Below are 22,167 nucleotides of genomic sequence, written 5' to 3'. Positions count from 1 at the left end.
GGCTCAGCCGGGCACCGGCATCGTGAACCACAGGGTCGCGCCGCGGCCGGGCTCGCCCTCGCCCCACACGCGCCCGCCGTGGCGGGCGATGGCGCGGGCCACCGTGGCCAGGCCGATCCCGGTGCCGGGGAACTCGTCCTGGCGGTGCAGCCGCTGGAAGGGGCCGAACAGCTTGCCGGCATGGGCCATGTCGAAGCCGGCGCCGTTGTCGCGCACGAAGAACTCGCCGCGCGCCACGCAGCCGCCGACGACGATCCGGGCCTCTGGCGTGCCGGAGGTGAACTTCCAGGCGTTGCCCAGCAGGTTCTCCATGACCGAGCGCATCAGCCGCACGTCGCCCGTCACGTGCAGGCCGGGCTCCACCTGCCAGTGCACCTGCCGGTCCGGCGCGTCGGCCTTCAGGCGCTGCAGGATCTCCGTCGCCAGGCTGCTGAGGTCGATCCGGCCGCGCACCAGTTCGGCCTGCGTCACCCGTGCCAGCGACAGCAGCCCCTGCACCAGCTGGACCATCTCCTCGACGTTGGCGCGGATGCGCCGCAGGAAGTGCCCGGCGCGCGTGCCTTCCTGGCCGGCCAGTTCCTGCTGCAGCAGCTGCGCGAAAGCGCCTATGCGCTGCAGCGGCGACTGCAGGTCGTGCGAGACCGAGTAGGAGTAGGCCTCCAGCTGCTCGTTGGCCAGCCGCAGCGCGGTCTCCTGCGCCATCAGGTCGGTGATGTCGGTGTCCACGCCGACCCAGAAGGCGATCCGGCCATCGTCGCCGCGGACCGGGCTGGCCTGGTAGGTGGTGGTGTGGTAGGTCCCGTCGCGGGCGCGGATGCGCCGCGTGCCCCGGAAGGCGCGGCCCTCCCGGCGGCACCGCGCCCATTCCTGGGTCGACGCGGCCATGTCGTCCGGATGGACCAGCTTCTGCCAGTCGTCCCCCAGCCACTCGGGCGGGGCACCGCCCACCAGGTCGTACCAGGCGCGGCTGATGAAGGTGAGGTGGCCTTGCGGATCCACGGTCCAGATCGGCAGCGGCGCCTCGCTGGCCAGGGTGCGGAACAGCGCCTCCTGCTGCTGCAGCTCGCGCGTGCGCTGCTCGATGCGTTGCTCCAGCGTGGCATTGAGCTCGCGCACCTGCTCCACCAGGTCCATCAGGGGGGCGATGTCCTGCGTGGCCCCTTCAACCCGCACCACCGCGCCGGCGGCGTCGCGCACCGGCCGGCCCACCGAGTGCACGTACACGCGGCGGCCGCGCGGGGTCGTCATCCGGAATTCGGCGTCGAAGGGCAAGCCGTCCTCGAGCGTGCGGCGCACGGCTGCTTCGAACGGACCCCGGTCGCGCTCGTCGAGGCCGGCGATCAGTTCGTCCAGGCCGGCGCGCCGGTCGGGCGGGAAGTCCAGGATGGCCGCGGCTTCGTCCGACCAGCTCAGGGTCCTGCTGGCGACGTCGAAGGTCCACGAGCCGAGGCGGGCCAGGTTCGCGGTCATGCGCAGGATGTCGGCCTGCCGCTGCAGCTGCTCCTGGGCCACCTTGAGGTCGTGCACGTCGGTGGCGGTCCCGTACCACGACACCAGCTCGCCGTGCTCGTTGCGGTTCGGCACCGCCCGCACCAGCTGCCAGCGGTCGCTGCCGTCGCGATAGCGCAGGCGCATCTCGACCTGCACGGGCTGGCCCTCCGGCACCCCGGCCGCCCGCTCCTGCGCGACCCGGCGGCTGTCCTCGGGGTGCGCCAGTTCCTCCCAGGGCGCGCCCAGCACGGAAGCCACGGGACGGCCGGTCGCCTCGAACCAGCGCTCGTTGACGAATTCCACCGTGCCGGCCGCGTTCGTGATGAAGACGATCTGCGGCATGGCCTGGGCGAGTTCGCCGAAGCGCCGTTCCATGCGGCGGCGGCGCTGCGCCTGCCGCTGGAGCTGCCGCCCCAGGATGGTGGCGGCCAGCACGGCCAGCGACCACAGGCCCCCGGTCAGCCACGCGAACCGTCGCCAGTCGGCCAGCAACTGGGCCACCGGCGATCCCGCGAGCACGACCAGCTCGGGATAGGCGGGCAGCACCCGCCACGCGTAGAGCCGTTCGACCCCGTCCAGCACACCGTGGTTGCGGAAGCTGCCGGCCGGCCCGGAGGGCAGGTAGTGCGTGAACAGCGGCAGGTTGGAGAAGTCCAGGCCGAGGGCCTGGGGCATGGGCGGGCTGCGCATCATCGCCTGGCCACTGGTGTGGAACAGGGCGATCACGCCGTTGGTGGCGAGGTCGAGTTCCCGCCACTCGGCCTGGATGTGGGGCGGCTCGATGGCGGCGGCCATCACCCGTTGCACCCGGCCGTCGGGGCCGCGCACCGCACGCGAAACCACCATGATGCCCTCCCGGGTCACGCGGCTGCGCACGACCCGGCCGACGTAGAAGCCGGATTGCGGATGGTCGACGTGCGCCCGGAAGTACTCGCGGTCGGCCACCGAGAAATCGGCGTGGCCCGCCATCGACCAGAACAGGATGGTCCCTTTCGGATCGACCACCCACAGGTTGCGCACGAACGGGACGCCCTCCAGCGAATGCCGCAGCCGCTCGCGCACGCGTTCCTCGTCCAGCGGGCCGGCCGCCTCCATCTCCCGCAGTTCGTGGGCGGCCAGCTGCATGCGCACGTCGACCGCACCCAGGCTGCGCGTGGTCTGTTCGGCGATCACGTGGGCCAGCGCCTGCGTCAGCTCCCCGCCGGAGCGCAGCGCCTCGGTGCGGAACCAGGCCAGCGTCATGGCCAGCATGCCGGCCGTCACCAGCGCGAAGGCGGCCACGCCCCACAGGATGCGCGGCGGCCGGTCGCGCCCCGGGCCGGCCAGCATCGGTGTGGAATCGGTCGGTCCGAAATCGGCTGTCTTGCGCCGCAGCATCCGCATGCCCCTATTGTTGTTCGTTGCCGGCCCCTGCGTGCCTGGCGGCGCCTCCGCGCGCGGTCGGCCGTGTAGGCAAAACGACATGCCTTTGCCCCCAGGCCCCACCGCGCGCATACTCGCGCTCGCGACACGAGGCGCCCGCCGGGCGCCTGCCACCGGGAGGATTGTTCATGGGATTGATGGATCGGCTGCTCGGCAAGGGCGGCGGCTCGGCGCAGTCCGGCGGCGCGGCGGCGCCGGCGCAGGCGCCGCAATCGACGCTCGGCTCACCGCAATCGGTCCGCAAGGAGCTGGCCCGCATCGCGGTGCGCGAATCGCTGCTGCACACCGGGGTCCCCGCCCAGTGGATCCGTGCCGAACCGCTCACCACGGCGGCACCGGGGCGCGAGACGGGCGTGCACGTGCGGCTGGTGGTGCAGCACTGGGACGCCCGCCTGATGCTGCACGCGGTGGCACTGCAGGACTTCATCGAGAAGCGCATCCTGGCGCTGGACCCGGAGGCGGAGCAGTGGCTGATCGGCCTGTCGTGGCAGTTCGCGCTGGAGGATGCGTCGGCCTGCCCGCCCCTGCCCCACCCCGGGAGCTGGACGGCCACCGGAAGCGACGCGCCGGCCGCACCGGTGGTGAGCGCGGCGCCCACAGCGAGCGCCGCGCCCGCGGAGCCGGCGGCCCCGCCGGTCCCCGAGCGCCCGGCCGTCCACGAGAAGCGCGCCGAACTCGATCGCCTGTTCAGCGCGCGCGACGCGCAGTTCGGCGCCGACGAGGACGGCTTCGGCAAGACCCAGCCCATGCCCTTCGAGAAGACGCAGCCGATGGCGACCCTCGGGAAGTCCCCGGCCACGGAGTCCGAGCAGGCCTTCGCGAAGACGCAGGTGCTGGATCGCGGGCAGGCGTACCAGAAGACCCAGCCCGTGCAGTACGACAAGACCCAGCCGCTCAAGCGCCCCGATCCCAAGGGCTGATCCCCGGCACACCCTCGCCGTCGCATCGGCGTCATCGTCGCCCGATCCGGCGCGGACGCTCCGATACGATTCCACCCGATGAGCCCTTCCGCAGCCGGCGAATCGGCTCCCCTCTGGACCCGGTTCCTGGCCTTCCTGGCCCCGCTGGTCCTCACCAACGTCCTGCAGGCGCTGTCCAGCACCCTCAACAGCATCTATCTGGGGCGCATGCTGGGCACGGCGGCGCTGGCCGCGGCGGTGGCCTTCTTCCCGCTGTTGATGGCGCTGATCGCGCTGGTGATCGGCATGGGCACCGGCAGTTCCATCCTGGTCGGGCAGGCCTGGGGCGCGAAGAAGCCCGAGGTCGTGCAGCGGGTGGCCGGCACCGCGCTGGCCAGCGCGTTCGCGGGCGGCCTCGTCGTGATGGCGATCGGCCTGGTCTCGATCGGTCCCCTGCTGCAAGGACTGCGCACGCCGCCCGAGGTGCTGCCGCAGGCCGTGGCCTATGCCCGCGTGATGCTGCTGGCGCTGCCGGCGCTGTTCCTGTCGATCGTGGCCGCGGCGCTGCTGCGCGGCGTGGGCGACAGCGTGACGCCGATGCGGGCCCTGCTCGTCACCACGGCCAGCACCATGGTGCTGACCCCGGCCCTGATCCGCGGATCGCTGGGGCTGCCTCCGCTGGGGGTGGCCAGCGCCGCGTGGGCGGTGCTGGCCGGCAACCTCGCCAGCCTGGGCTGGCTGGCCTGGCACCTTGCCCGGCGCCGGCACGTGCTGGCCTGGCGCGCGCTGGCGCCGCACCTGCGCTTCGACCGTGCCCTGCTGCGGCAGGTCGCCCGCCTGGGCGTCCCGACAGCGCTGTTCTTCATCACCGGCTCGCTGGCCGACCTGGCGCTGCTGTCGCTGGTCAACGCGCACGGGCTGCACGCGACCGCGGCCTGGGGCGCCGTCGGCCAGGTCACGGCCTACGTGCAGTTCCCGGCGATGTCGATCTCGATCGCGGCGTCCGTGTTCGCCGCGCACGCCATCGGCGCCGGGCGGCTGGCGCAGCTGCGGGAGGTCACGCGCATCGGGCTGGGCATGAACCTGGCACTGACCGGCGGGCTGGCGCTGCTGGTCGCCGTGCTGGCGCGGCCGGCGGCCGGCCTGTTCGTGGACGATGCGGCCGTGGTCGATCTCGCCTCGGCCGCGCTGAGGTTGACGGTGATCGGCAGCGTGCTGTTCGGGATGGCCAGCGTGCTGAGCGGCGTGATGCGCGCCACCGGCACCGTGCGCGTGCCCACGCTGATCACGATCGGCTGCCTCGCCTTGCTGATGGCGCCGTCGGGATGGGCGTTCGGCCGCGCCTTCGGCCTGCCCTGGATCTGGCTGGCCTACCCCGCCACGTACGGCGCCGGCCTGCTGCTGCAGGCGGCCTACTTCTTCGGCCCCTGGTCGCAGCGTCCGGTGCGCGCGCTGGTGTGAGCGCGCGCGACGCTCAGAACAGGTCGCCGGTGCGCGGCGGCGGCGGGCGCACGGTCCGCACGCTGCCGGCCCTGGGCGCGCGCGGCGGCAGCGGCGAGGGCTGGGCCAGCAGCGGCTTGTCCCACATCCGGAAGTAGGCCGGCGCGTCCTGCACGCGGCAGCTGAGCCAGTTGCCGTAGTCCTCCGGGTCCAGGATCACGACCATGCGCTTCTCGTCGCCCGGGCGGTGGAAGCGCCGCATCAGCGGGTGCTCGTCGGCGTTGACGGTGAGCATGGCGAAGCTCAGGACCTCGCGCCCGTCCGGGTGCCGCCACGGTGCCCAGATGCCGGCCACGCCGAAGGGCACGAAGCCGTCCTGGTGGATGGCCCAGCGCACGCATTCGCCCGTCTCCCAGTTGGGCTCGTAGATCGCCTCGCAGGGAATCACGCAGCGCTGGCCGCGGCGCCAGGCGTCGCGGAAGCTGGGCAGCCGGTCCACGGTCTCGCTGCGGGCGTTGTAGGTGCGCCGGCCGAAGGCCAGCTCGGTGGCGAACTCGGGCAGCAGCCCGAAGATGCCGTCGTCGACCACCCGCTCGAAGCCCGAGCCGTCCTGCGCCAGCCGGATGAAGGGCGCCAGCCCCAGCGGCCAGGCGTCCACCGGCTCGTCGTCGCGCTCGCGGGCGACCCCGAAGAAGGCCAGCAGGCGGTCGCGCCGGCTGACCGGCACGTAGTTGGAGCACATCGCACGATCCTAGCGGCCCGGGCAGTGAGGGATTGCCCGCTATTGTTTGTGTAGCTAACGCATACACTCCCCCTCCCCGCTTCGCGAAGCGGGGCGGCGACAACAAGACCAAGGCATGAGCTCCAGGGACAACGCGGCCATCTTCCAGCTGCTGGCGCTGCTCGAGGCACGCTACGCGATCCGCGTGCTCTGGGCCCTGAAGGACGGCCACCCGCAGACCTTCCGCCTGCTGCAGGACAGCGTGGGCGGCATCACGCCCAACACGCTGAACACCCGCATCAAGGAACTGCGCGAGGCCGGCCTGCTGGCGCGCGGCCCGGACGGCTACTGCGTCACGCCGGTGGGGGCGGATCTGCTCAGGCGGCTGTCGGACCTGCCGGCCTTCTCGGCCCGCTGGGTCGCGGCCCAGGGCCGCAAGCGCTCGCCGCCGGAGACCTGAGCGGCGGGCGGCTTGTTACGGCGGCCCCTTGCGGCGTCGGTACACTCGCCCGCCATGATCACGACCCCTTCCGGTCTTCAGTACGAAGACACCGCCCCCGGCACCGGCGCCGAGGCCCGCCCCGGCCAGCACGTGCACGTGCACTACACCGGCTGGCTGTACGAGAACGGCGCTGCCGGCGCCAAGTTCGATTCCAGCCGCGACCGCAACGACCCGTTCGCCTTCTCCCTCGGCGCAGGCATGGTGATCAAGGGCTGGGACGAAGGCGTGGCCGGCATGAAGGTGGGCGGCAAGCGCACGCTGATCATCCCGCCGCAGCTGGGCTACGGCGCCCGCGGCGCCGGCGGGGTGATCCCGCCGAACGCGACGCTGAAGTTCGACGTGGAGCTGCTGGACGCGCACTGACGCTCCGGAGTCCCGGGGGCACTCGGGATGACCGCGCTCAGCCCCGCTTCCGCGCCGTCACCTCGATCTCGATCTTCATCCGCGGATCCAGCAGCCCGGCCTGGATCATCATCGCCGCCGGCCGCGCGACGCCGAAGTGCCGGCGCAGCACCGGCCAGCAGGCCTCGAAGTCCTTGCCATCGGGCAGGACGTAGGTGACGCGCACCACGTCGTCCAGGCTGGCGCCGGCCTGGGCCAGCGCGGTCGCGATGTTCTGCAGGCACTGCTCGCACTGGGCCGCCACGTCGTCCGCGATCGACAGGGTGGCGTAGTCGAAGCCGGTGGTGCCGGACACGAACACCCAGTCGCCGTCGACCACCGCCCGCGAGTAGCCGATCTGCTCCTCGAAGGGGGAGCCCGAAGCGATCCATTGCCGTGCCATGCCGTCCTCCTGCCGCAAAGTCCCTACTGTAGGGCCGGTTGCCAGCCCATCCGTGGCTGCGGTCGGGCTGGCGCGGGTGGCCCGTTCGGGCTGGCTCAGCCTTTTTTTGGCTGCCGCGACCGTTCGCCGGCTTGAAAACCACTACGCTGCCCCAAGCTGCGGCGCTGGTTTACCGCCGATTCGACCGAAAAAGAGATGAACCCCGACGACCCCAAGATCGAACCGACCCTGGATGGCGCCCCGGCTCCGGCCGACATCAGCCCCGAAGAGCGCGAGGCCGCTTCGGCGGCCAACGAGGCCGACCTCGCGGCCTCGCTGGGCGAACTGGAGACGCTGCGCAGCAAGAACGCCGAGCTGTCCGAGCAGTACCTGCGGGCCCAGGCCGAGGTGCAGAACACCCGCCGCCGGGCCGACGAGGAGATGGCCAAGGCCCGCAAGTTCGCGATCGAGAGCTTCGCCGAGAGCCTGCTGCCCGTGTGCGACAGCCTGGAGGCCGGCCTGGCCGTCAAGGAAGCCACCGTCGAACAGGTCCGCGAAGGCGCCGAGGTCACCCTGCGCCAGCTCAAGCAGGCTTTGGAGCGCAACAAGGTGCTGGAAGTCAACCCGGCCGTGGGCGACAAGTTCGACCCGCACCTGCACCAGGCGATCTCCATGGTGCCGGCCCCGGGCCAGGAGCCGAACACCGTCGCTTCCGTATTGCAGAAGGGTTACCTGATCGCCGACCGCGTGCTGCGGCCGGCGCTGGTCATGGTGGCGGCGCCGCAGTAAGGCCCGCCTGAGGAACGACTTGAAACAGGCCCGGTTATCCACAACTGGGCTGCAGCAAGGATAGGGGCGCAGCCCCGCAGGACAGGAGAGAAGACATCATGGGCAAGATCATCGGCATCGACCTGGGCACCACGAACTCGTGCGTGTCCATCATGGAAGGCAATACCCCCAAGGTCATCGAGAACAGCGAAGGCGCGCGCACCACCCCGTCGATCGTGGCGTACCAGGACGACGGCGAGATCCTCGTCGGCGCGTCGGCCAAGCGCCAGGCCGTCACCAACCCCAAGAACACCATCTACGCCGTCAAGCGCCTGATCGGCCGCAAGTTCGAGGAGAAGGAAGTCCAGAAGGACATCCACCTCATGCCCTACCAGATCGTCAAGGCCGACAACGGCGACGCCTGGGTCGAGGTGCGCGGCAAGAAGCTGGCCCCGCCGCAGGTGTCGGCCGAGATCCTGCGCAAGATGAAGAAGACCGCCGAGGACTACCTGGGCGAGCCGGTCACCGAGGCCGTGATCACGGTGCCGGCGTACTTCAACGACGCCCAGCGCCAGGCTACCAAGGACGCCGGCCGCATCGCGGGCCTGGACGTCAAGCGCATCATCAACGAGCCGACGGCGGCCGCGCTGGCCTTCGGCCTGGACAAGCAGGAGAAGGGCGACCGCAAGATCGCCGTCTATGACCTGGGCGGCGGCACCTTCGACATCTCCATCATCGAGATCGCCGACGTCGACGGCGAGAAGCAGTTCGAGGTGCTCTCCACCAACGGCGACACCTTCCTGGGCGGGGAAGACTTCGACCAGCGCGTGATCGACTACATCATCTCGGAGTTCAAGAAGGAACAGGGCGTCGACCTGTCCAAGGACGTGCTGGCGCTGCAGCGCCTGAAGGAAGCCGCCGAGAAGGCCAAGATCGAGCTGTCCAACAGCGCGCAGACCGACATCAACCTGCCGTACATCACGGCCGACGCGTCGGGCCCCAAGCACCTGAACATCAAGCTCACCCGCGCCAAGCTGGAAAGCCTGGTCGACGAGCTGATCGAGCGCACCATCGCGCCCTGCCGCACGGCCATCAAGGACGCCGGCGTGAGCGTGAGCGACATCCACGACGTGATCCTGGTGGGCGGCCAGACCCGCATGCCCAAGGTGCAGGAGAAGGTCAAGGAGTTCTTCGGCCGCGAGCCGCGCAAGGACGTCAACCCCGACGAGGCGGTGGCCGTGGGTGCCGCCATCCAGGGCCAGGTGCTGGGCGGCGACCGCAAGGACGTGCTGCTGCTGGACGTGACCCCGCTGTCGCTGGGCATCGAGACGCTGGGTGGCGTGATGACCAAGATGATCGCCAAGAACACGACCATCCCGACCAAGTTCGCCCAGACGTTCTCCACCGCCGACGACAACCAGCCGGCCGTGACGATCAAGGTGTTCCAGGGCGAGCGCGAGATGGCCAGCGGCAACAAGCTGCTGGGCGAGTTCAACCTGGAGGGCATCCCGCCGGCACCGCGCGGCCTGCCGCAGATCGAGGTCACCTTCGACATCGACGCCAACGGCATCCTGCATGTCAGCGCCAAGGACAAGGGCACGGGCAAGGAGAACAAGATCACCATCAAGGCCAACTCGGGCCTGTCCGAGGACGAGATCCAGAAGATGGTGAAGGACGCCGAGCTCAACGCCGCCGAGGACAAGAAGAAGCTGGAGCTGGTGCAGGCCCGCAACCAGGGCGAGGCGCTGGTGCACAGCGTGCGCAAGAGCCTGGGCGAGTACGGCGAGAAGCTCGAGGCCGGCGAGAAGGAGAAGATCGAGGCCGCGCTGAAGGACGTCGAGGAAGCCCTCAAGGGCGAGGACAAGACGCAGATCGACGAGAAGACCAACGCGCTGATGACGGCCAGCCAGAAGCTGGGCGAGAAGATGTACGCCGACATGCAGCAGGCCCAGGCCGCTCAGGCGGCGGGCGCCGGTGAGGCCGGCGACGCGCAGCCGGGCGCCGCGGCCTCCGGCCCGGCCGACGACAACGTGGTCGACGCCGAGGTCAAAGAGGTGAAGAAGGGCTGATTGCGGCGCCCAGCCGATGAACGCGCGCCGCGTTGGTGAGGAGCCAACGCGGCGTTCGCGCTGAAAGAAACGATCAAGACACGATGGCCACCAAGCGTGATTACTACGAGGTTCTCGGGGTCCCGAAGAACGCCTCGGAAGACGAGATCAAGAAGGCTTATCGCAAGCTGGCGATGAAGTTCCACCCCGACCGCAACCAGGGGGACGCGGCCAAGGAGGCGGAAGCCAAGTTCAAGGAGGCCAAGGAGGCGTACGAGATGCTCTCGGATGCCGACAAGCGCGCGGCCTACGACCAGTACGGCCACGCGGGCGTGGACCCCAACATGCGCGGGCCCGGCGCCGGCCCCGAGGGCTTCGGCGGCTTCGCGGAAGCCTTCGGCGACATCTTCGGCGACATCTTCGGCCAGGGCCGGGCGGGCGGCGCCCGCGGCGGGCGCCAGGTCTACCGCGGCAACGACCTGTCGTACGCGATGGAGGTGACGCTGGAGGAGGCGGCCGCCGGCAAGGAAGCGCAGATCCGCATCCCGACCTGGGATCCCTGCGACACCTGCCACGGCAGCGGCGCCAAGCCGGGCACCCAGGCCAAGCCCTGCGGCACCTGCCACGGGGCCGGCGTGGTGCAGATGCGCCAGGGCTTCTTCTCGGTGCAGCAGACCTGCCCGACCTGCCGCGGCGCCGGCAAGATCATTCCCGAGCCCTGCCCCACCTGCCACGGCCAGGGCAAGGTCAAGAAGCAGAAGACGCTGGAGGTGAAGATCCCCGCCGGCATCGACGACGGCATGCGCATCCGCAGCGCCGGCAACGGCGAGCCGGGCCACAACGGCGGCCCGCCGGGCGACCTGTACATCGAGATCCGGCTGAAGAAGCACCCGATCTTCGAGCGCGACGGCGACGACCTGCACTGCGTGGTGCCGATCTCCTTCACCAGCGCCGCGCTGGGCGGCGAGATCGAGGTCCCCACCCTGCAGGGCAAGGCGGCGATCGACATCCCCGAGGGCACCCAGGCCGGCAAGCAGTTCCGCCTGCGCGGCAAGGGCATCAAGGGCGTGCGCTCCAGCTACCCCGGCGACCTGTACTGCCACATCAGCGTGGAGACGCCGGTCAAGCTCACCGAGCACCAGCGCAAGCTGCTCAAGGAACTGGACGAGTCGCTCAAGAAGGGCGGCGCCCGGCACTCGCCCTCCGAGGAATCCTGGGCCGACAAGCTCAAGGGTTTTTTCAGCGCCTGAGGCAGCTTCGCGGGCGCTCAACACCGCGCCGCTAGCCGAGGCGCTGGAGCCGCGGGTCGACGTCTAACGATTGCTTACCGGTTGTTCCGGCAGCGCGACAACGGCATTGGCGTACGCCGGGGCAACCCGCACAATGTCGGGATGTCGCTGAAGCTGTTCAGGTCGACGGGCTTCCACTCCATCCTCACCCCCGGCGAGGCGCGGCTCGCCTTGCACCCCGGCTGGGCCGTGGCCATCGCGGCCGGCTGGATCGGGGTGGCCTGCAACGTCTGGTTCTGGCACGCGCTCGGTGGCCGCACGGAGCAGCTGCCGGCTGCCGTCGGTGCGGCCCTGACCATGGCGGGCGCGGCCGGCTTCGTGCTCAGCCTGCTCGGCTGGCGGCGCACCTTCAAGGCCGCCGCCACCGGCCTGCTGCTGCTCGGCGCCCTGCTGGCCGGAGGCGTCCTCACGCAGGACCTGCCGCCCGAGCTGCTGGTCGATTCGGGCCTGCGCCTGTCCACCCTGATGCCCACCTGGGCCAGCCTGTTCCAGTGGCAGGTGCCCTCGCTGCTGGTGCTGCTGGGCCTGCTGCCGGTGTTGTACCTGTGGAACCTGCAGCTGCGCCGCCTCCCGGGCTCGGCCCAGTGGCGCACCAACCTGGCCGGCATGGTGACCTGGGCGCTGGTGTTCGCCTGCGGCTTCGCCGCCTTGTACGCGCTGTCCTGAGGCTCAGAACAGCCGGCCCTGCCCCGGCGGCGACGGTGGCCGGAACAGGCCCAGGTCCATCTGCACCCGCTCCCGATTGAAGCCCAGCCGACGCGTGGCGCGGCGGAAGCGCTGCGCCAGCAGCTCGGCCCAGGGGCCGCTGCCCTTCATGCGGGTGGCGAAGTCGGCGTCGTAGTCCTTGCCGCCGCGCATGTCCTGCACCCGTGCCATGACCCGCTGCGCGCGCTGCAGGTAGTGCATCTCCAGCCACTGGCGAAACAGCGGGCCGACCTCCCAGGGCAGCCGCAGCACGTGGTAGAAGGCGCTGCGCGCGCCGGCGTCCCAGGCCGCTTCCAGCACCTGCTCCATGTCCTCGGTGAGGAAGGGGATCTGCGGCGCCAGGCTCACGCCGCAGGGCACGCCGTGCTCGGCCAGCGTGCGCAGCAGCCGCAGCCGCCGGTGCGGCGCCGCGGCGCGCGGCTCCAGCTTGCGGGCCAGATCCGCATCCAGCGTGGTGATGGTCACGTACACCGCCGCCAGCTTGCGCTGCGCCATGGGCGCGATCAGGTCCAGGTCGCGCTCGACGCCGCTGGACTTGGTGACCAGCGAGAAAGCGTGGTCGGTCTCGTGCAGCACCTCGATCACCGAGCGCGTCAGCTTCAGCTCGCGCTCGACCGGCTGGTAGCAGTCGGTGGCAGTGCCGATGGCGATCATGCGCGGCTCGTAGCGCGGCCGGGACAGCTCGCGCCGCAGCACCTCGGCGATGCCGCGCTTGGCGATGATCTTCGTTTCGAAGTCCAGCCCCGGCGACAGGTTCAGGTAGCTGTGGGTCGGCCGGGCGTAGCAGTAGATGCAGCCGTGCTCGCAGCCGCGGTAGGGATTGAGCGAGCGGTCGAAGTAGACGTCGGGCGAATCGACCTGGCCGACGGCGCTGCGCGGGTCCTCCCAGATGACCTCGGTGGGCGGCGGCCGCGGCGACCCGTTGTCGTCCGCCTCGCCCCAGCCGTCATCGAAGGCCTCGCGCTGGTCGCGCTCGAACCGGTGCGGGTGGCGCGTGGCCGTGCCACGACCCTTGATCGCCTCGACGGGAATGCGCTGGTCGGCCATGACACTGTATTTTCATACAGGATCGGCCGCCCTGCACGCGGGCCGGAAAAGAAGGGCTCAGGCGCAGAGGCGCTGCCGGGCCTCGGCGTACTCCCGCTTGAGCCTGGCAATGAAGTCCGCGGCGCTGCTCACCTCGTGCACTGCGCCGATGCCCTGGCCGCAGCCCCAGATGTCCTTCCAGGCTTTCTTGGCGCTCTCGCCGCCGCCGAAGTTCATCTTGCTGGGGTCGCTCTCGGGCAGGTTGTCCGGGTCGAGGCCGGCGTTGCGGATCGAGGGCTTGAGGTAGTTGCCGTGCACGCCCGTGAACAGGCTGGAGTAGACGATGTCGTCGCTGGTGCAGTCGACGATGGCCTGCTTGTAGGCGTCCGACGCGCGCGCCTCGTGGGTGGCGATGAAGGCCGAGCCGATGTAGGCGAAGTCGGCGCCCATGGCCTGGGCCGCCAGCACGGCACCGCCGTTGGCGATGGCGCCGGACAGCGCCAGCGGGCCGTCGAACCATTCGCGGATCTCCTGCACCAGCGCGAACGGGCTCTTCACGCCCGCATGGCCGCCGGCGCCCGCCGCCACCGCGATCAGGCCGTCGGCGCCCTTCTCCACCGCCTTGCGCGCGAAGGTGTTGTTGATCACGTCGTGCAGCACGACGCCGCCGTAGCCGTGGATGGCGTCGTTGACGTCGGTGCGCGCGCCCAGCGAGGTGATGATCACCGGCACCTTGTGCTTGACCACCATCTCCATGTCGTGCTCGAGCCGGTCGTTGCTCTTGTGCACGATCTGGTTGATGGCGAACGGGGCCGCCGGCCGGTCCGGGTGCTGGCGGTTCCACGCCCCCAGCGTCTCGGTGATCTCGTGCAGCCACTCGTCCAGCTGCGACGCCGGCCGCGCGTTGAGCGCCGGCATGGCGCCGACGATCCCCGCCTTGCACTGCTCGATGACGAGCTTCGGGTTGCTGATGATGAACAGCGGCGAGCCGATCACCGGCAACGCAAGGCCTTGAAGGGCGCGGGGCAGTCTGGACATGCGATCTCCGTCAGGGCCGTCGCGCTGAGCTCGTTCGAAGGCGCGCGGCGGGGTTCAGGGCTTCGAAGGCTCAGCCCGGTCTCGGGGGCGACAGGATGTCGTCAGAACGCATCCACCGCCATCGCCATCACGCTCTCCGCGCCTTCGACGATGGCGTCGCGCGCGGCGGGCACGCGCGGCAGGATGTGCTCGGCGTAGAAGCGCGCGGTGGCGATCTTGGCCTGCATGAAGGCGGGATCCTCGCCGCGGGCGGCCAGGTCCTCGGCCACCATCAGCGAGCGCGCCAGCTGCCAGCCGGCCACCAGGTTGCCGGCCATCAGCAGGTAGGGCACCGAGCCGGCGAACGCCGCGTTCGGGTTGCCGCGGGTCTCGCGGGCGATGAAGTCGACGACCTCGACGAAGGCCTTGCGCGCGGCCGACAGCCGGCGCAGCACCGCCTTCGCGGCGGCCGATTCGCGCCTGGCCAGCTCGCCCTCGGTCTGCTCGATCTGCGCCGCGATGGCCTTGGCCACCTGCCCGCCGTCACGCGCCGTCTTGCGGCCGACCAGGTCGTTGGCCTGGATCGCGGTCGTGCCTTCGTAGATCGGCAGGATGCGGGCGTCGCGGTAGTACTGGGCGGCGCCGGTCTCCTCGATGAAACCCATGCCGCCGTGCACCTGCACGCCCAGTGAGGTGACCTCCAGGCTCATCTCGGTGCTGAAACCCTTGACCAGCGGCACCATGAATTCGTAGAAGGCCTGGTTCTGCCGCCGCACCTCGGCGTCCGGATGGTGGTGGGCGGCGTCGTAGGCCGCCGCGGCCACCGAGGCCATCGCGCGGCAACCCTCGGTGAGCGCGCGCATGGTCATCAGCATGCGGCGCACGTCCGGGTGGTGCACGATGGGCGCGCTGGCGTTGATCGAACCGTCCACCGGGCGCGACTGCACGCGGTCCCGGGCGTACTCCGCCGCCTTCTGGTAGGCGCGCTCGGCCACCGCGATGCCCTGCACGCCGACGGCGTAGCGGGCCGCGTTCATCATGATGAACATGTACTCGAGGCCGCGGTTCTCCTGGCCCACGAGGTAGCCGATGGCCCCCCCGTTGTCGCCGTACTGCAGCACCGCCGTGGGCGAGGCCTTGATGCCCAGCTTGTGCTCGATGCTGACGCAGTGCACGTCGTTGCGCGCGCCCAGCGAGCCGTCGGGATTGACCAGGTACTTGGGCACCACGAACAGGCTGATGCCCTTGACGCCCTCGGGCGCACCGGCCACGCGCGCGAGCACCAGGTGGACGATGTTGTCCGCCATGTCGTGCTCGCCGTAGGTGATGAAGATCTTGGTGCCGAAGACCTTGTAGGTGCCGTCGGCCTGCGGCTCGGCGCGGCTGCGCACCAGCGCCAGGTCGCTGCCGGCCTGCGGCTCGGTCAGGTTCATGGTGCCGGTCCATTCGCCGCTCACCAGCTTGCCCAGGAAGGTCGCCTTCAGCTCGTCCGAGCCGGCGGTCAGCAGCGCCTCGATGGCGCCGTCGGTCAGCAGCGGGCACAGCGCGAAGCTCAGGTTGGCTGAGTTGAGCATCTCGCTGCACGCAGCGCCCACGGTCTTGGGCAGGCCCTGGCCGCCGAAATCGCCCGGGTGCTGCAGCCCCTGCCAGCCCGCTTCGGTGTACTGGCGGTAGGCCTCGCTGAAGCCCGGGGTGGTGCTGACCCGGCCGTCCTTCCAGCTCGAGGGATCCAGGTCGCCGGGCACGTTCAGCGGCGCGACCACTTCCTGGTTGAACCTCGCGCATTCCTCCAGCACGGCCTGCGCGGTGTCGAAGCCGGCTTCCTCGAAGCCGGGCAGCTTCGCGATCTCGTCGATCCGCGCCAGGTGGCGGATGTCGAACAGCATGTCCTTGAGGGGTGCGCGGTAGGTCATGGCAGGACTCCTTACAGCGCCTTCACCAGCTCCGGCACCGCCTGGAACAGGTCGGCTTCCAGCCCGTAATCGGCCACGCTGAAGATCGGCGCCTCGGGGTCCTTGTTGATCGCGACGATCACCTTGGAATCCTTCATGCCGGCCAGGTGCTGGATGGCGCCGCTGATGCCGGCGGCGATGTACAGCTGCGGCGCGACGATCTTGCCGGTCTGGCCGACCTGCAGGTCGTTGGGCGCGTAGCCGGCGTCCACCGCGGCGCGCGAAGCGCCGATGGCGGCGCCCAGCTTGTCGGCCAGCGGCGTGATCACCTCGTTGAACTTCTCGGACGAGCCCAGCGCGCGACCGCCCGAGACGATGATCTTGGCGGCGGTCAGCTCGGGCCGGTCGCTCTTGGCGATCTCCTGGCCGACGAAGCTGCTCTTGCCGCTGTCGCCCACGGCCGCCACGCTCTCCACCGCGGCGCTGCCGCCGGTGGCCGGCGCGGCGTCGAAGCCGGTGGTGCGCACCGTGATCACCTTCACCGGGTCGGCGCTCTGCACGATGGCGATCGCGTTGCCGGCGTAGATCGGGCGCTCGAAGGTGTCGGGACTGTCGACGCGGCTGATGTCGCTGACCTGCGCCACGTCCAGCCTGGCCGCCACGCGCGGCGCGGTGTTCTTGCCGCTGGCGGTGGCCGGGAACAGGATGTGGCTGTAGTCCTTGGCGATCGCCAGCACCTGGGCAGCCAGGTTCTCGGCCAGGCCGTGCGCCAGCTGTTCGCCGTCGGCGTGCAGCACCTTGGCCACGCCGGCGATCTGCGCGGCGGCCTTGGCCGCTTCGGCCGCGTTGTGGCCGGCGACCAGCACGTGCACGTCGCCGCCACAGGCCGCAGCCGCAGTGACGGTGTTGAGGGTGGCGGCCTTGATGGACGCGTTGTCGTGTTCTGCGATGACGAGGGAGGTCATGAATGGGGTCCTTGAATTTCGGTCATTCCGCGAGGGCGGTCAGATCACCTTCGCCTCGTTCTTCAGCTTCTCCACCAGCGTCGCCACGTCCGGCACCTTCTGGCCGGCCGAGCGCTTGGGCGGCTCCATGACCTTGAGCGTCTTCAGGCGCGGCGCGACGTCCACGCCCAGGTCGGCCGGCGACACCGTCTTGAGCGGCTTCTTCTTGGCCTTCATGATGTTGGGCAGCGTCACGTAGCGCGGCTCGTTGAGGCGCAGGTCGGTGGTGACCACCGCCGGCAGCGTGATGGCCACCGTCTCCAGGCCGCCGTCCACTTCGCGCGTGACCTGGGCCTTGCCGTCGGCCACCTCGACCTTGCTGGCGAAGGTCGCCTGCGGCAGGTCGGCCAGCGCGGCCAGCATCTGGCCGGTCTGGTTGGCGTCGTCGTCGATCGCCTGCTTGCCCAGGATCACCAGCCCGGGCTGCTCCTTGTCGACCAGCGCCTTCAGCAGCTTGGCCACCGCCAGCGGCTGCAGTTCCTCGTCGGTCTGCACCAGGATCGCGCGATCGGCGCCGATCGCCATGGCCGTGCGCAGGGTTTCCTGGCACTGCTGCACGCCGCAGGACACGGCGATGACCTCGGTGGCCACGCCCTTTTCCTTCAGGCGCACCGCCTCCTCCACCGCGATCTCGTCGAACGGGTTCATGCTCATCTTCACATTGGCGATGTCCACACCCGTGTTGTCCGACTTGACACGGACTTTCACGTTGTAGTCCACCACCCGCTTGACCGGGACGAGAACCTTCATCAGGGGGCTCCTAAAGGGAAGAATTGACGTTGACGTAAAGCCCAAAATTCTATGACGCACTGCGGCATCGATCCGGGGCAAAAAAGAACGGTCGTTCGCTTTTGATTATAGGGACCCATGCAGGCCGGCAACGGTCGCATCGCTCGCGTCGAATCCCTGTCGTCGTCACGACAATTCGCGCGCCGCTGCTCTGCAGCAGTTCGGGTAATTCAGGACCGACATATGTCAACTGTCGCCTTACAGTGCGCCGACTGCCATCCAAGGAGCTCCGCAAGATGAAACGCCTGTCGCTCACGGCCGCCGCCATGGCCGCCGCATTTGCCAGTGCCCCCGCCGCCGCCCAGACGGTGCTCACCCTGTCCAGCTGGGTGCCGCCCACCCATGCGCTGACCCTCGCGCAGAAGGAGTGGTGCGACCTGGTCGCGAAGAACTCCGCCGGCAAGATCAAGTGCAACCAGCTGCCGCGCGGCGTCGCCGCGCCCCCCGGCACCATCGATGCCATCAAGAACGGCCTGGCCGACGTCTCCTTCACCGTGCACGGCTACACCCCGGGGCGCTTCGTGCTGACGCAGATGGCCGAGTTCCCGTTCCTGGGCGACAGCGCCGAGCCGCTGTCGGTGGCCTTCAACCGGGTCGCCTCCAAGCACCCCGAGTTCGCCAAGGAGCACGCCGGCGTGCACGTGCTGACCTACTTCACGCACGGCCCCGGCATGGTGCTCAACACCAAGAAGCCGGTGACCAAGCTGGAGGACCTGCAGGGCCTGAAGTGGCGCGTGGGCGGCGGCATGGTCAACGAGATCTCCAAGACGCTGGGCATGAACGTCACGCTCAAGCCGGCACCCGAGTCCTACGAGCTGCTGTCCGGCGGCGTGATGGACGGCACGCTGTTCCCGGCCGAGTCGGTCGACTCGTTCAAGCTCGACAAGCTGATCAAGTACGCCACCACCTTCCCCGGCGGCCTGTACAACACCAGCTTCGTGTTCATGATGAACGAGGACAAGTACAAGAAGCTCAGCCCCGAGGAGAAGAAGGCCGTCGACGACGCCTCCGGCGAGGTCGCCGCCCGCATCTTCGGCCGCGGCTGGGACAAGGTGGACAACAAGGCGCTGGAGAACATGAAGGCCAACGGCGTGCAGTTCACGAAGGCCGACGCCAAGTTCATCGCCGATGTCAAATCCCATACCTCCAAGCTGGAGGAGAAGTGGGCCAAGGAAGCCGAGGCCAGGGGCCTGAAGGACGCGGCCAAGGTGCTGGCCGAGTTCCGCGCCGAGATCGCCAAGGCAGCCAAGTAGGGCGGCCTGCTTGAACGGAAGGCGGCACCCTCTGCCCGGAGGTGCCGCCTTCGCACATGGGGGCGCGCGGAAGGTCCGGCGCGCCTGACGGAATACTCAGCATGAAAAAAACCCTGGAGCTGCTGTGCGGACTGCTGTCCGCCGCGGCGCTGTTCGCCATCATGGCGCTCACCTTCTTCGACGTGCTCGGGCGCAAGTTCCTGAGCAACTCCATCACCGGTTCGCTCGAGCTGACCGAGCTGATGATGGTGGTGGTGATCTTCAGTGCGCTGCCGCTGGTGTCCGCGCGCGGCGAGCACGTCGAGTTCGACTCGCTCGATCCCTACCTACCCGGCTGGCTGCGCCGGGCCCAGGCCGTGGTGGTCCACCTGCTGTGCGCCGTCGTGCTGTTCGCCCTCGGCTGGCTGATGTGGGACACCGGGCGCCAGTTCCTGGCCAGCGGCGAGACCACCGCCCAGCTGGAGATCCTGAAGGCGCCCTTCATCTACGGCATGGGCGTGCTGTGCGCGCTCACCGGCGCCATCCACCTGTGGCTGCTGGGCCAGAAGCCGGTCGATCGCGCCGAGGGCGAGGGGACTGCGCTGTGACGGAGGCCCTGCTCGGATTCGGCGCCATCTTCGCGTTCGCCCTCATGCGGGTGCCGCTGGCCTTCGCCATGGGCATCGTCGGCTTCGCCGGCATCGGGCTCACGCGCGGCTGGATTCCCGCCATGGCCAGCACCTCGCAGGCCGTGTACGAGACCGGCTTCGCCTACACCCTGTCGGTGGTGCCGCTGTTCATCCTGATGGGCAACTTCGTCGCCCGCGCCGGCCTGGCGCACGAGCTGTTCCAGGCGGCCTACTCCTTCATCGGCCACGTGCGCGGCGGGCTGGCCCACGCCACCATCGCGGCCTGCGCCGGCTTCGGGGCGATCTGCGGCTCGTCCATCGCCACGGCGGCCACCATGAGCAAGGTGGCCTACCCGTCCATGCGCAAGCTGGGCTACAGCGAGGCGCTGTCCACCGGCGTGATGGCCTCCGGCGGCACGCTGGGCATCATGGTGCCGCCCTCCACCATCCTGGTCATCTACGGGATCATCACGCAGTCCAACATCGGCAAGCTGTTCGCGGCCGGCGCGATTCCGGGCCTGCTGACGGCGCTGGCGCTGATGGCGGCCGTGTCGGTGATCACGGCGCGCGACCCCGAACACGCCCCGCCGGGCGAGCGGGCGAGCTGGCCCGAGCGCTGGCACGCGGTGCGCGGCATCTGGGGCGTGGCGGTGCTGGTGGTGGTCGTGCTGGGGGGCATCTACGGCGGCTTCTTCACCGCCACCGAAGGGGCGGGCTTCGGTGCCTTCGGCGCCTTCCTGTTCGCCCTGCTGCGCGGCCGGCTGACCTGGTCGGTGCTCTACCAGGTGCTGGTGGAATCGGCCCGCACCACGGCCATGCTGTTCACGCTGCTGATCGCCGCCACCATCTTCGCCAACTTCGTGAACTTCACGACCATGCCGGGCGACCTGCGCGACTGGATCACCCACCTGGGCCTGTCGCCCACCATGATCGTGGTGGCCATGATGGGCATCTACGTGCTGCTGGGCACGGTGATGGAGGAACTGACGATGGTGCTGCTGACCATCCCGCTGTTCTTCCCCATCGTCACCAGCCTCGGCTTCGACCCGATCTGGTTCGGCGTGCTGATCGTGATGGTGGTGCAGATCGGGCTGATCTCGCCGCCGGTGGGCATGAACCTGTTCGTGCTCAACGCGCTGCTGCCGGGCGTCGGCCTGCCCACCATCTTCCGGGGCTGCTGGCCCTTCGTGGCCGTGATGGTGCTGATGCTGGGCGTGCTGATCGCCTTCCCGCAGCTGAGCCTGTGGCTGCCGTCGCTGATGAAGTGACGCGGCCCCGCCGCCGGGGCCGTTCCGGCCGCTAGGCGCGGGCCAGCTCGACGCCCGCCGCGCGCAGGCCCCTGAGCACGGCCAGGTTCACGTCGGAGCGCACGTTCAGCTGCAGCGTGCTGGCATCCGGGATCCAGAACTGGACCGTGAACTCCAGCCCCTGCGGCAGGAAGCGGCCCAGGCGGGCGGCCGGCGCCGGCTCCGACATCACCAGCGGCACCGAGCGCGCCGCGTCCACCAGCACCCGTTGCACCACCTCCACGTCGCTGTTGGCCATGACGATCACGTCGGTGGTCACCAGCACCTTGGGGTCGGCGCTCGACAGGTTCTCGGTGCGCTCGATGATCAGCTTCTCGTTCGGGACGAAGGCCTCGCGCCCGTTGGCCGCCCGGATCCGGGTGTAGCGGGTCTTGATGTCCAGCACCCGGCCCTCGAAGTTGTCCACCTTGACCAGGTCGCCGATGCGCAGCGAGCGCTCGAACAGGATCACGAAGCCGCTGATGTAGTTGGACGCCAGCTTCTGCAGCCCGAAGCCCAGGCCCACGCCGAGCGCGCCACCCAGCACCGACAGCGCCGTCAGGTCGATGCCGGTGGCCGACAAGGCGAACAGCAGCGCCAGCAGCAGCAGGGCGGAGCGGATCGCGTTGGCCGCCACCTTGCGCAGCGAGAGGTCCTGCACGGCCGGCTGCAGCACCTGCCGCTCCAGCACCGCCGAGACCCACAAGGCGCCCACCAGCACCACGCCGGCCCACATCAGCCCCTCGATCAGCGTCAGCACGCTCACGCGCGACTTGCCGAAGGCGAACTGGACGGCATCCATCTCGGCCAGCACGGCGGGCAGCACGCCGGCCACCCACAGCGCCGCCGCCAGCCAGGCCAGCCAGGAGAACCAGCGCTCGACCACCCGCGCCAGCCCGGAGTGCGGGAAGGCGACGGTCAGCACGCGGGCGATGAAGCGGATGCCGGCCAGCGAGAGCAGCAGCGGCACCGCCAGCCGCAGCAGGACCAGCGGCAGGTAGTCGTCGAGGACGGCGCGGGCGCTGAGCACCAGCCCGAGCGCCAGCAACGGGAACAGCAGCCCGTCCACGACGACGCGGCCGAACCAGACCGAGCGGCCGCGGCGGCTGCGGCCGACCGCCCACGAGAGCCCGGCGGCCACCAGCAGGCAGCCGAGCAGCACGCCTGCCTCGAGCGGCAGGCCCGGATGGTCCAGGCTCAGGATGAGCCGGCGCAGCGGGTTCGGCGTCACCACGCCGATGCCC

Annotated in this window: 20 protein-coding genes; 11 read left to right on the top strand and 9 right to left on the bottom strand. The window is 70.0% G+C overall.

Annotated elements, in window-relative coordinates; genetic code table 11:
• Positions 1 to 3: 3 nt before the first annotated feature.
• Positions 4 to 2,874 (bottom strand): PAS domain-containing protein, encoded by a 2,871-nt coding sequence (locus VEC03_RS10230; RefSeq protein ID WP_324914890.1) that lies wholly within the window; start codon positions 2,872 to 2,874, stop codon positions 4 to 6.
• A 167-nt stretch (positions 2,875 to 3,041) separates the two neighbouring features.
• Here VEC03_RS10230 and VEC03_RS10225 point away from each other — a divergent pair, with 167 nt between their 5' ends.
• Both VEC03_RS10225 and VEC03_RS10220 read left to right on the top strand, forming a co-directional pair.
• Positions 3,042 to 3,833, top strand: a complete 792-nt coding sequence (locus tag VEC03_RS10225; protein WP_324914888.1) for a hypothetical protein — start codon at positions 3,042 to 3,044, stop codon at positions 3,831 to 3,833.
• Positions 3,834 to 3,911: 78 nt separating this feature from the next.
• The gene (locus tag VEC03_RS10220) at positions 3,912 to 5,273 is read left to right on the top strand and encodes an MATE family efflux transporter (RefSeq protein ID WP_324914886.1); all 1,362 of its coding nucleotides are present in this window, start codon (positions 3,912 to 3,914) and stop codon (positions 5,271 to 5,273) included.
• Positions 5,274 to 5,286: 13 nt separating this feature from the next.
• Here the strand turns inward: VEC03_RS10220 and VEC03_RS10215 are convergent, their stop codons facing one another.
• Positions 5,287 to 5,994 carry an SOS response-associated peptidase gene (locus tag VEC03_RS10215; RefSeq protein ID WP_324914884.1) on the bottom strand — a complete coding sequence of 236 codons (708 nt, stop codon included), beginning with the start codon at positions 5,992 to 5,994 and terminating at the stop codon, positions 5,287 to 5,289.
• 115 nt (positions 5,995 to 6,109) lie between these two features.
• On the opposite strand from VEC03_RS10215, the gene VEC03_RS10210 reads away from it, so the two are divergent.
• Together VEC03_RS10210 and VEC03_RS10205 are read left to right on the top strand one after the other, a co-directional pair.
• Positions 6,110 to 6,433, top strand: coding sequence for a winged helix-turn-helix transcriptional regulator (locus VEC03_RS10210; RefSeq protein WP_324914882.1), 324 nt, complete (start codon positions 6,110 to 6,112; stop codon positions 6,431 to 6,433).
• A 54-nt stretch (positions 6,434 to 6,487) separates the two neighbouring features.
• The gene (locus tag VEC03_RS10205; protein WP_324914880.1) at positions 6,488 to 6,838 is read left to right on the top strand and encodes an FKBP-type peptidyl-prolyl cis-trans isomerase; all 351 of its coding nucleotides are present in this window, start codon (positions 6,488 to 6,490) and stop codon (positions 6,836 to 6,838) included.
• A 37-nt stretch (positions 6,839 to 6,875) separates the two neighbouring features.
• Here VEC03_RS10205 and VEC03_RS10200 read toward each other — a convergent pair whose 3' ends face one another.
• Entirely contained in the window at positions 6,876 to 7,259 is a 384-nt protein-coding gene (locus VEC03_RS10200; protein ID WP_324914879.1) for a RidA family protein, read from the bottom strand.
• Between the two features lie 195 nt (positions 7,260 to 7,454).
• Here VEC03_RS10200 and grpE point away from each other — a divergent pair, with 195 nt between their 5' ends.
• The 4 genes from grpE to VEC03_RS10180 all read left to right on the top strand — a co-directional run bounded on the left by grpE (position 7,455) and on the right by VEC03_RS10180 (position 12,009).
• Entirely contained in the window at positions 7,455 to 8,027 is a 573-nt protein-coding gene (gene grpE / locus VEC03_RS10195; RefSeq protein ID WP_324914877.1) for a nucleotide exchange factor GrpE, read from the top strand.
• Between the two features lie 98 nt (positions 8,028 to 8,125).
• A complete protein-coding gene (gene dnaK / locus VEC03_RS10190; protein ID WP_324914875.1) occupies positions 8,126 to 10,075 on the top strand; it encodes a molecular chaperone DnaK in 1,950 nt (649 codons plus the stop codon).
• A gap of 83 nt (positions 10,076 to 10,158) precedes the next feature.
• Entirely contained in the window at positions 10,159 to 11,304 is a 1,146-nt protein-coding gene (gene dnaJ, locus VEC03_RS10185) for a molecular chaperone DnaJ (protein ID WP_324914873.1), read from the top strand.
• Positions 11,305 to 11,445: 141 nt separating this feature from the next.
• Positions 11,446 to 12,009, top strand: a complete 564-nt coding sequence (locus VEC03_RS10180; RefSeq protein WP_324914871.1) for a hypothetical protein — start codon at positions 11,446 to 11,448, stop codon at positions 12,007 to 12,009.
• Positions 12,010 to 12,012: 3 nt separating this feature from the next.
• Here VEC03_RS10180 and VEC03_RS10175 read toward each other — a convergent pair whose 3' ends face one another.
• From VEC03_RS10175 to VEC03_RS10155, 5 genes are all read right to left on the bottom strand, one after another.
• Positions 12,013 to 13,095 (bottom strand): PA0069 family radical SAM protein, encoded by a 1,083-nt coding sequence (locus VEC03_RS10175; protein WP_324914869.1) that lies wholly within the window; start codon positions 13,093 to 13,095, stop codon positions 12,013 to 12,015.
• Positions 13,096 to 13,152: 57 nt separating this feature from the next.
• Entirely contained in the window at positions 13,153 to 14,112 is a 960-nt protein-coding gene (locus tag VEC03_RS10170) for a nitronate monooxygenase family protein (protein ID WP_324914867.1), read from the bottom strand.
• A gap of 101 nt (positions 14,113 to 14,213) precedes the next feature.
• A complete protein-coding gene (locus VEC03_RS10165; protein ID WP_324914865.1) occupies positions 14,214 to 16,004 on the bottom strand; it encodes an acyl-CoA dehydrogenase in 1,791 nt (596 codons plus the stop codon).
• Between the two features lie 11 nt (positions 16,005 to 16,015).
• Positions 16,016 to 16,948, bottom strand: a complete 933-nt coding sequence (locus VEC03_RS10160; RefSeq protein WP_324914863.1) for an electron transfer flavoprotein subunit alpha/FixB family protein — start codon at positions 16,946 to 16,948, stop codon at positions 16,016 to 16,018.
• Between the two features lie 39 nt (positions 16,949 to 16,987).
• Positions 16,988 to 17,737 carry an electron transfer flavoprotein subunit beta/FixA family protein gene (locus tag VEC03_RS10155; RefSeq protein WP_324914861.1) on the bottom strand — a complete coding sequence of 250 codons (750 nt, stop codon included), beginning with the start codon at positions 17,735 to 17,737 and terminating at the stop codon, positions 16,988 to 16,990.
• 275 nt (positions 17,738 to 18,012) lie between these two features.
• Between VEC03_RS10155 and VEC03_RS10150 the strand changes: the two genes are divergently transcribed.
• From VEC03_RS10150 to VEC03_RS10140, 3 genes are all read left to right on the top strand, one after another.
• A complete protein-coding gene (locus VEC03_RS10150) occupies positions 18,013 to 19,029 on the top strand; it encodes a TRAP transporter substrate-binding protein (RefSeq protein WP_324914859.1) in 1,017 nt (338 codons plus the stop codon).
• Between the two features lie 101 nt (positions 19,030 to 19,130).
• On the top strand, positions 19,131 to 19,616 hold the full coding sequence (locus VEC03_RS10145; protein ID WP_324914857.1) for a TRAP transporter small permease: 486 nt from the start codon (positions 19,131 to 19,133) through the stop codon (positions 19,614 to 19,616).
• Positions 19,613 to 20,905 (top strand): TRAP transporter large permease, encoded by a 1,293-nt coding sequence (locus VEC03_RS10140; RefSeq protein ID WP_324914855.1) that lies wholly within the window; start codon positions 19,613 to 19,615, stop codon positions 20,903 to 20,905. Before VEC03_RS10145 ends, VEC03_RS10140 begins: the two co-directional genes overlap by 4 nt.
• Before the next feature lie 31 nt (positions 20,906 to 20,936).
• On the opposite strand, the gene VEC03_RS10135 is transcribed toward VEC03_RS10140, so the two are convergent.
• Entirely contained in the window at positions 20,937 to 22,154 is a 1,218-nt protein-coding gene (locus VEC03_RS10135; protein ID WP_324914853.1) for a mechanosensitive ion channel family protein, read from the bottom strand.
• Between the last annotated feature and the right edge of the window lie 13 nt (positions 22,155 to 22,167).

The sequence above is a fragment of the Ramlibacter sp. genome, from assembly GCF_035627355.1.
Classification (GTDB): Bacteria; Pseudomonadota; Gammaproteobacteria; order Burkholderiales; family Burkholderiaceae_C; genus Ramlibacter.
Note: the sequence above shows the minus strand (reverse complement) of the source record. Positions and strands in the feature narration are given on the sequence as shown.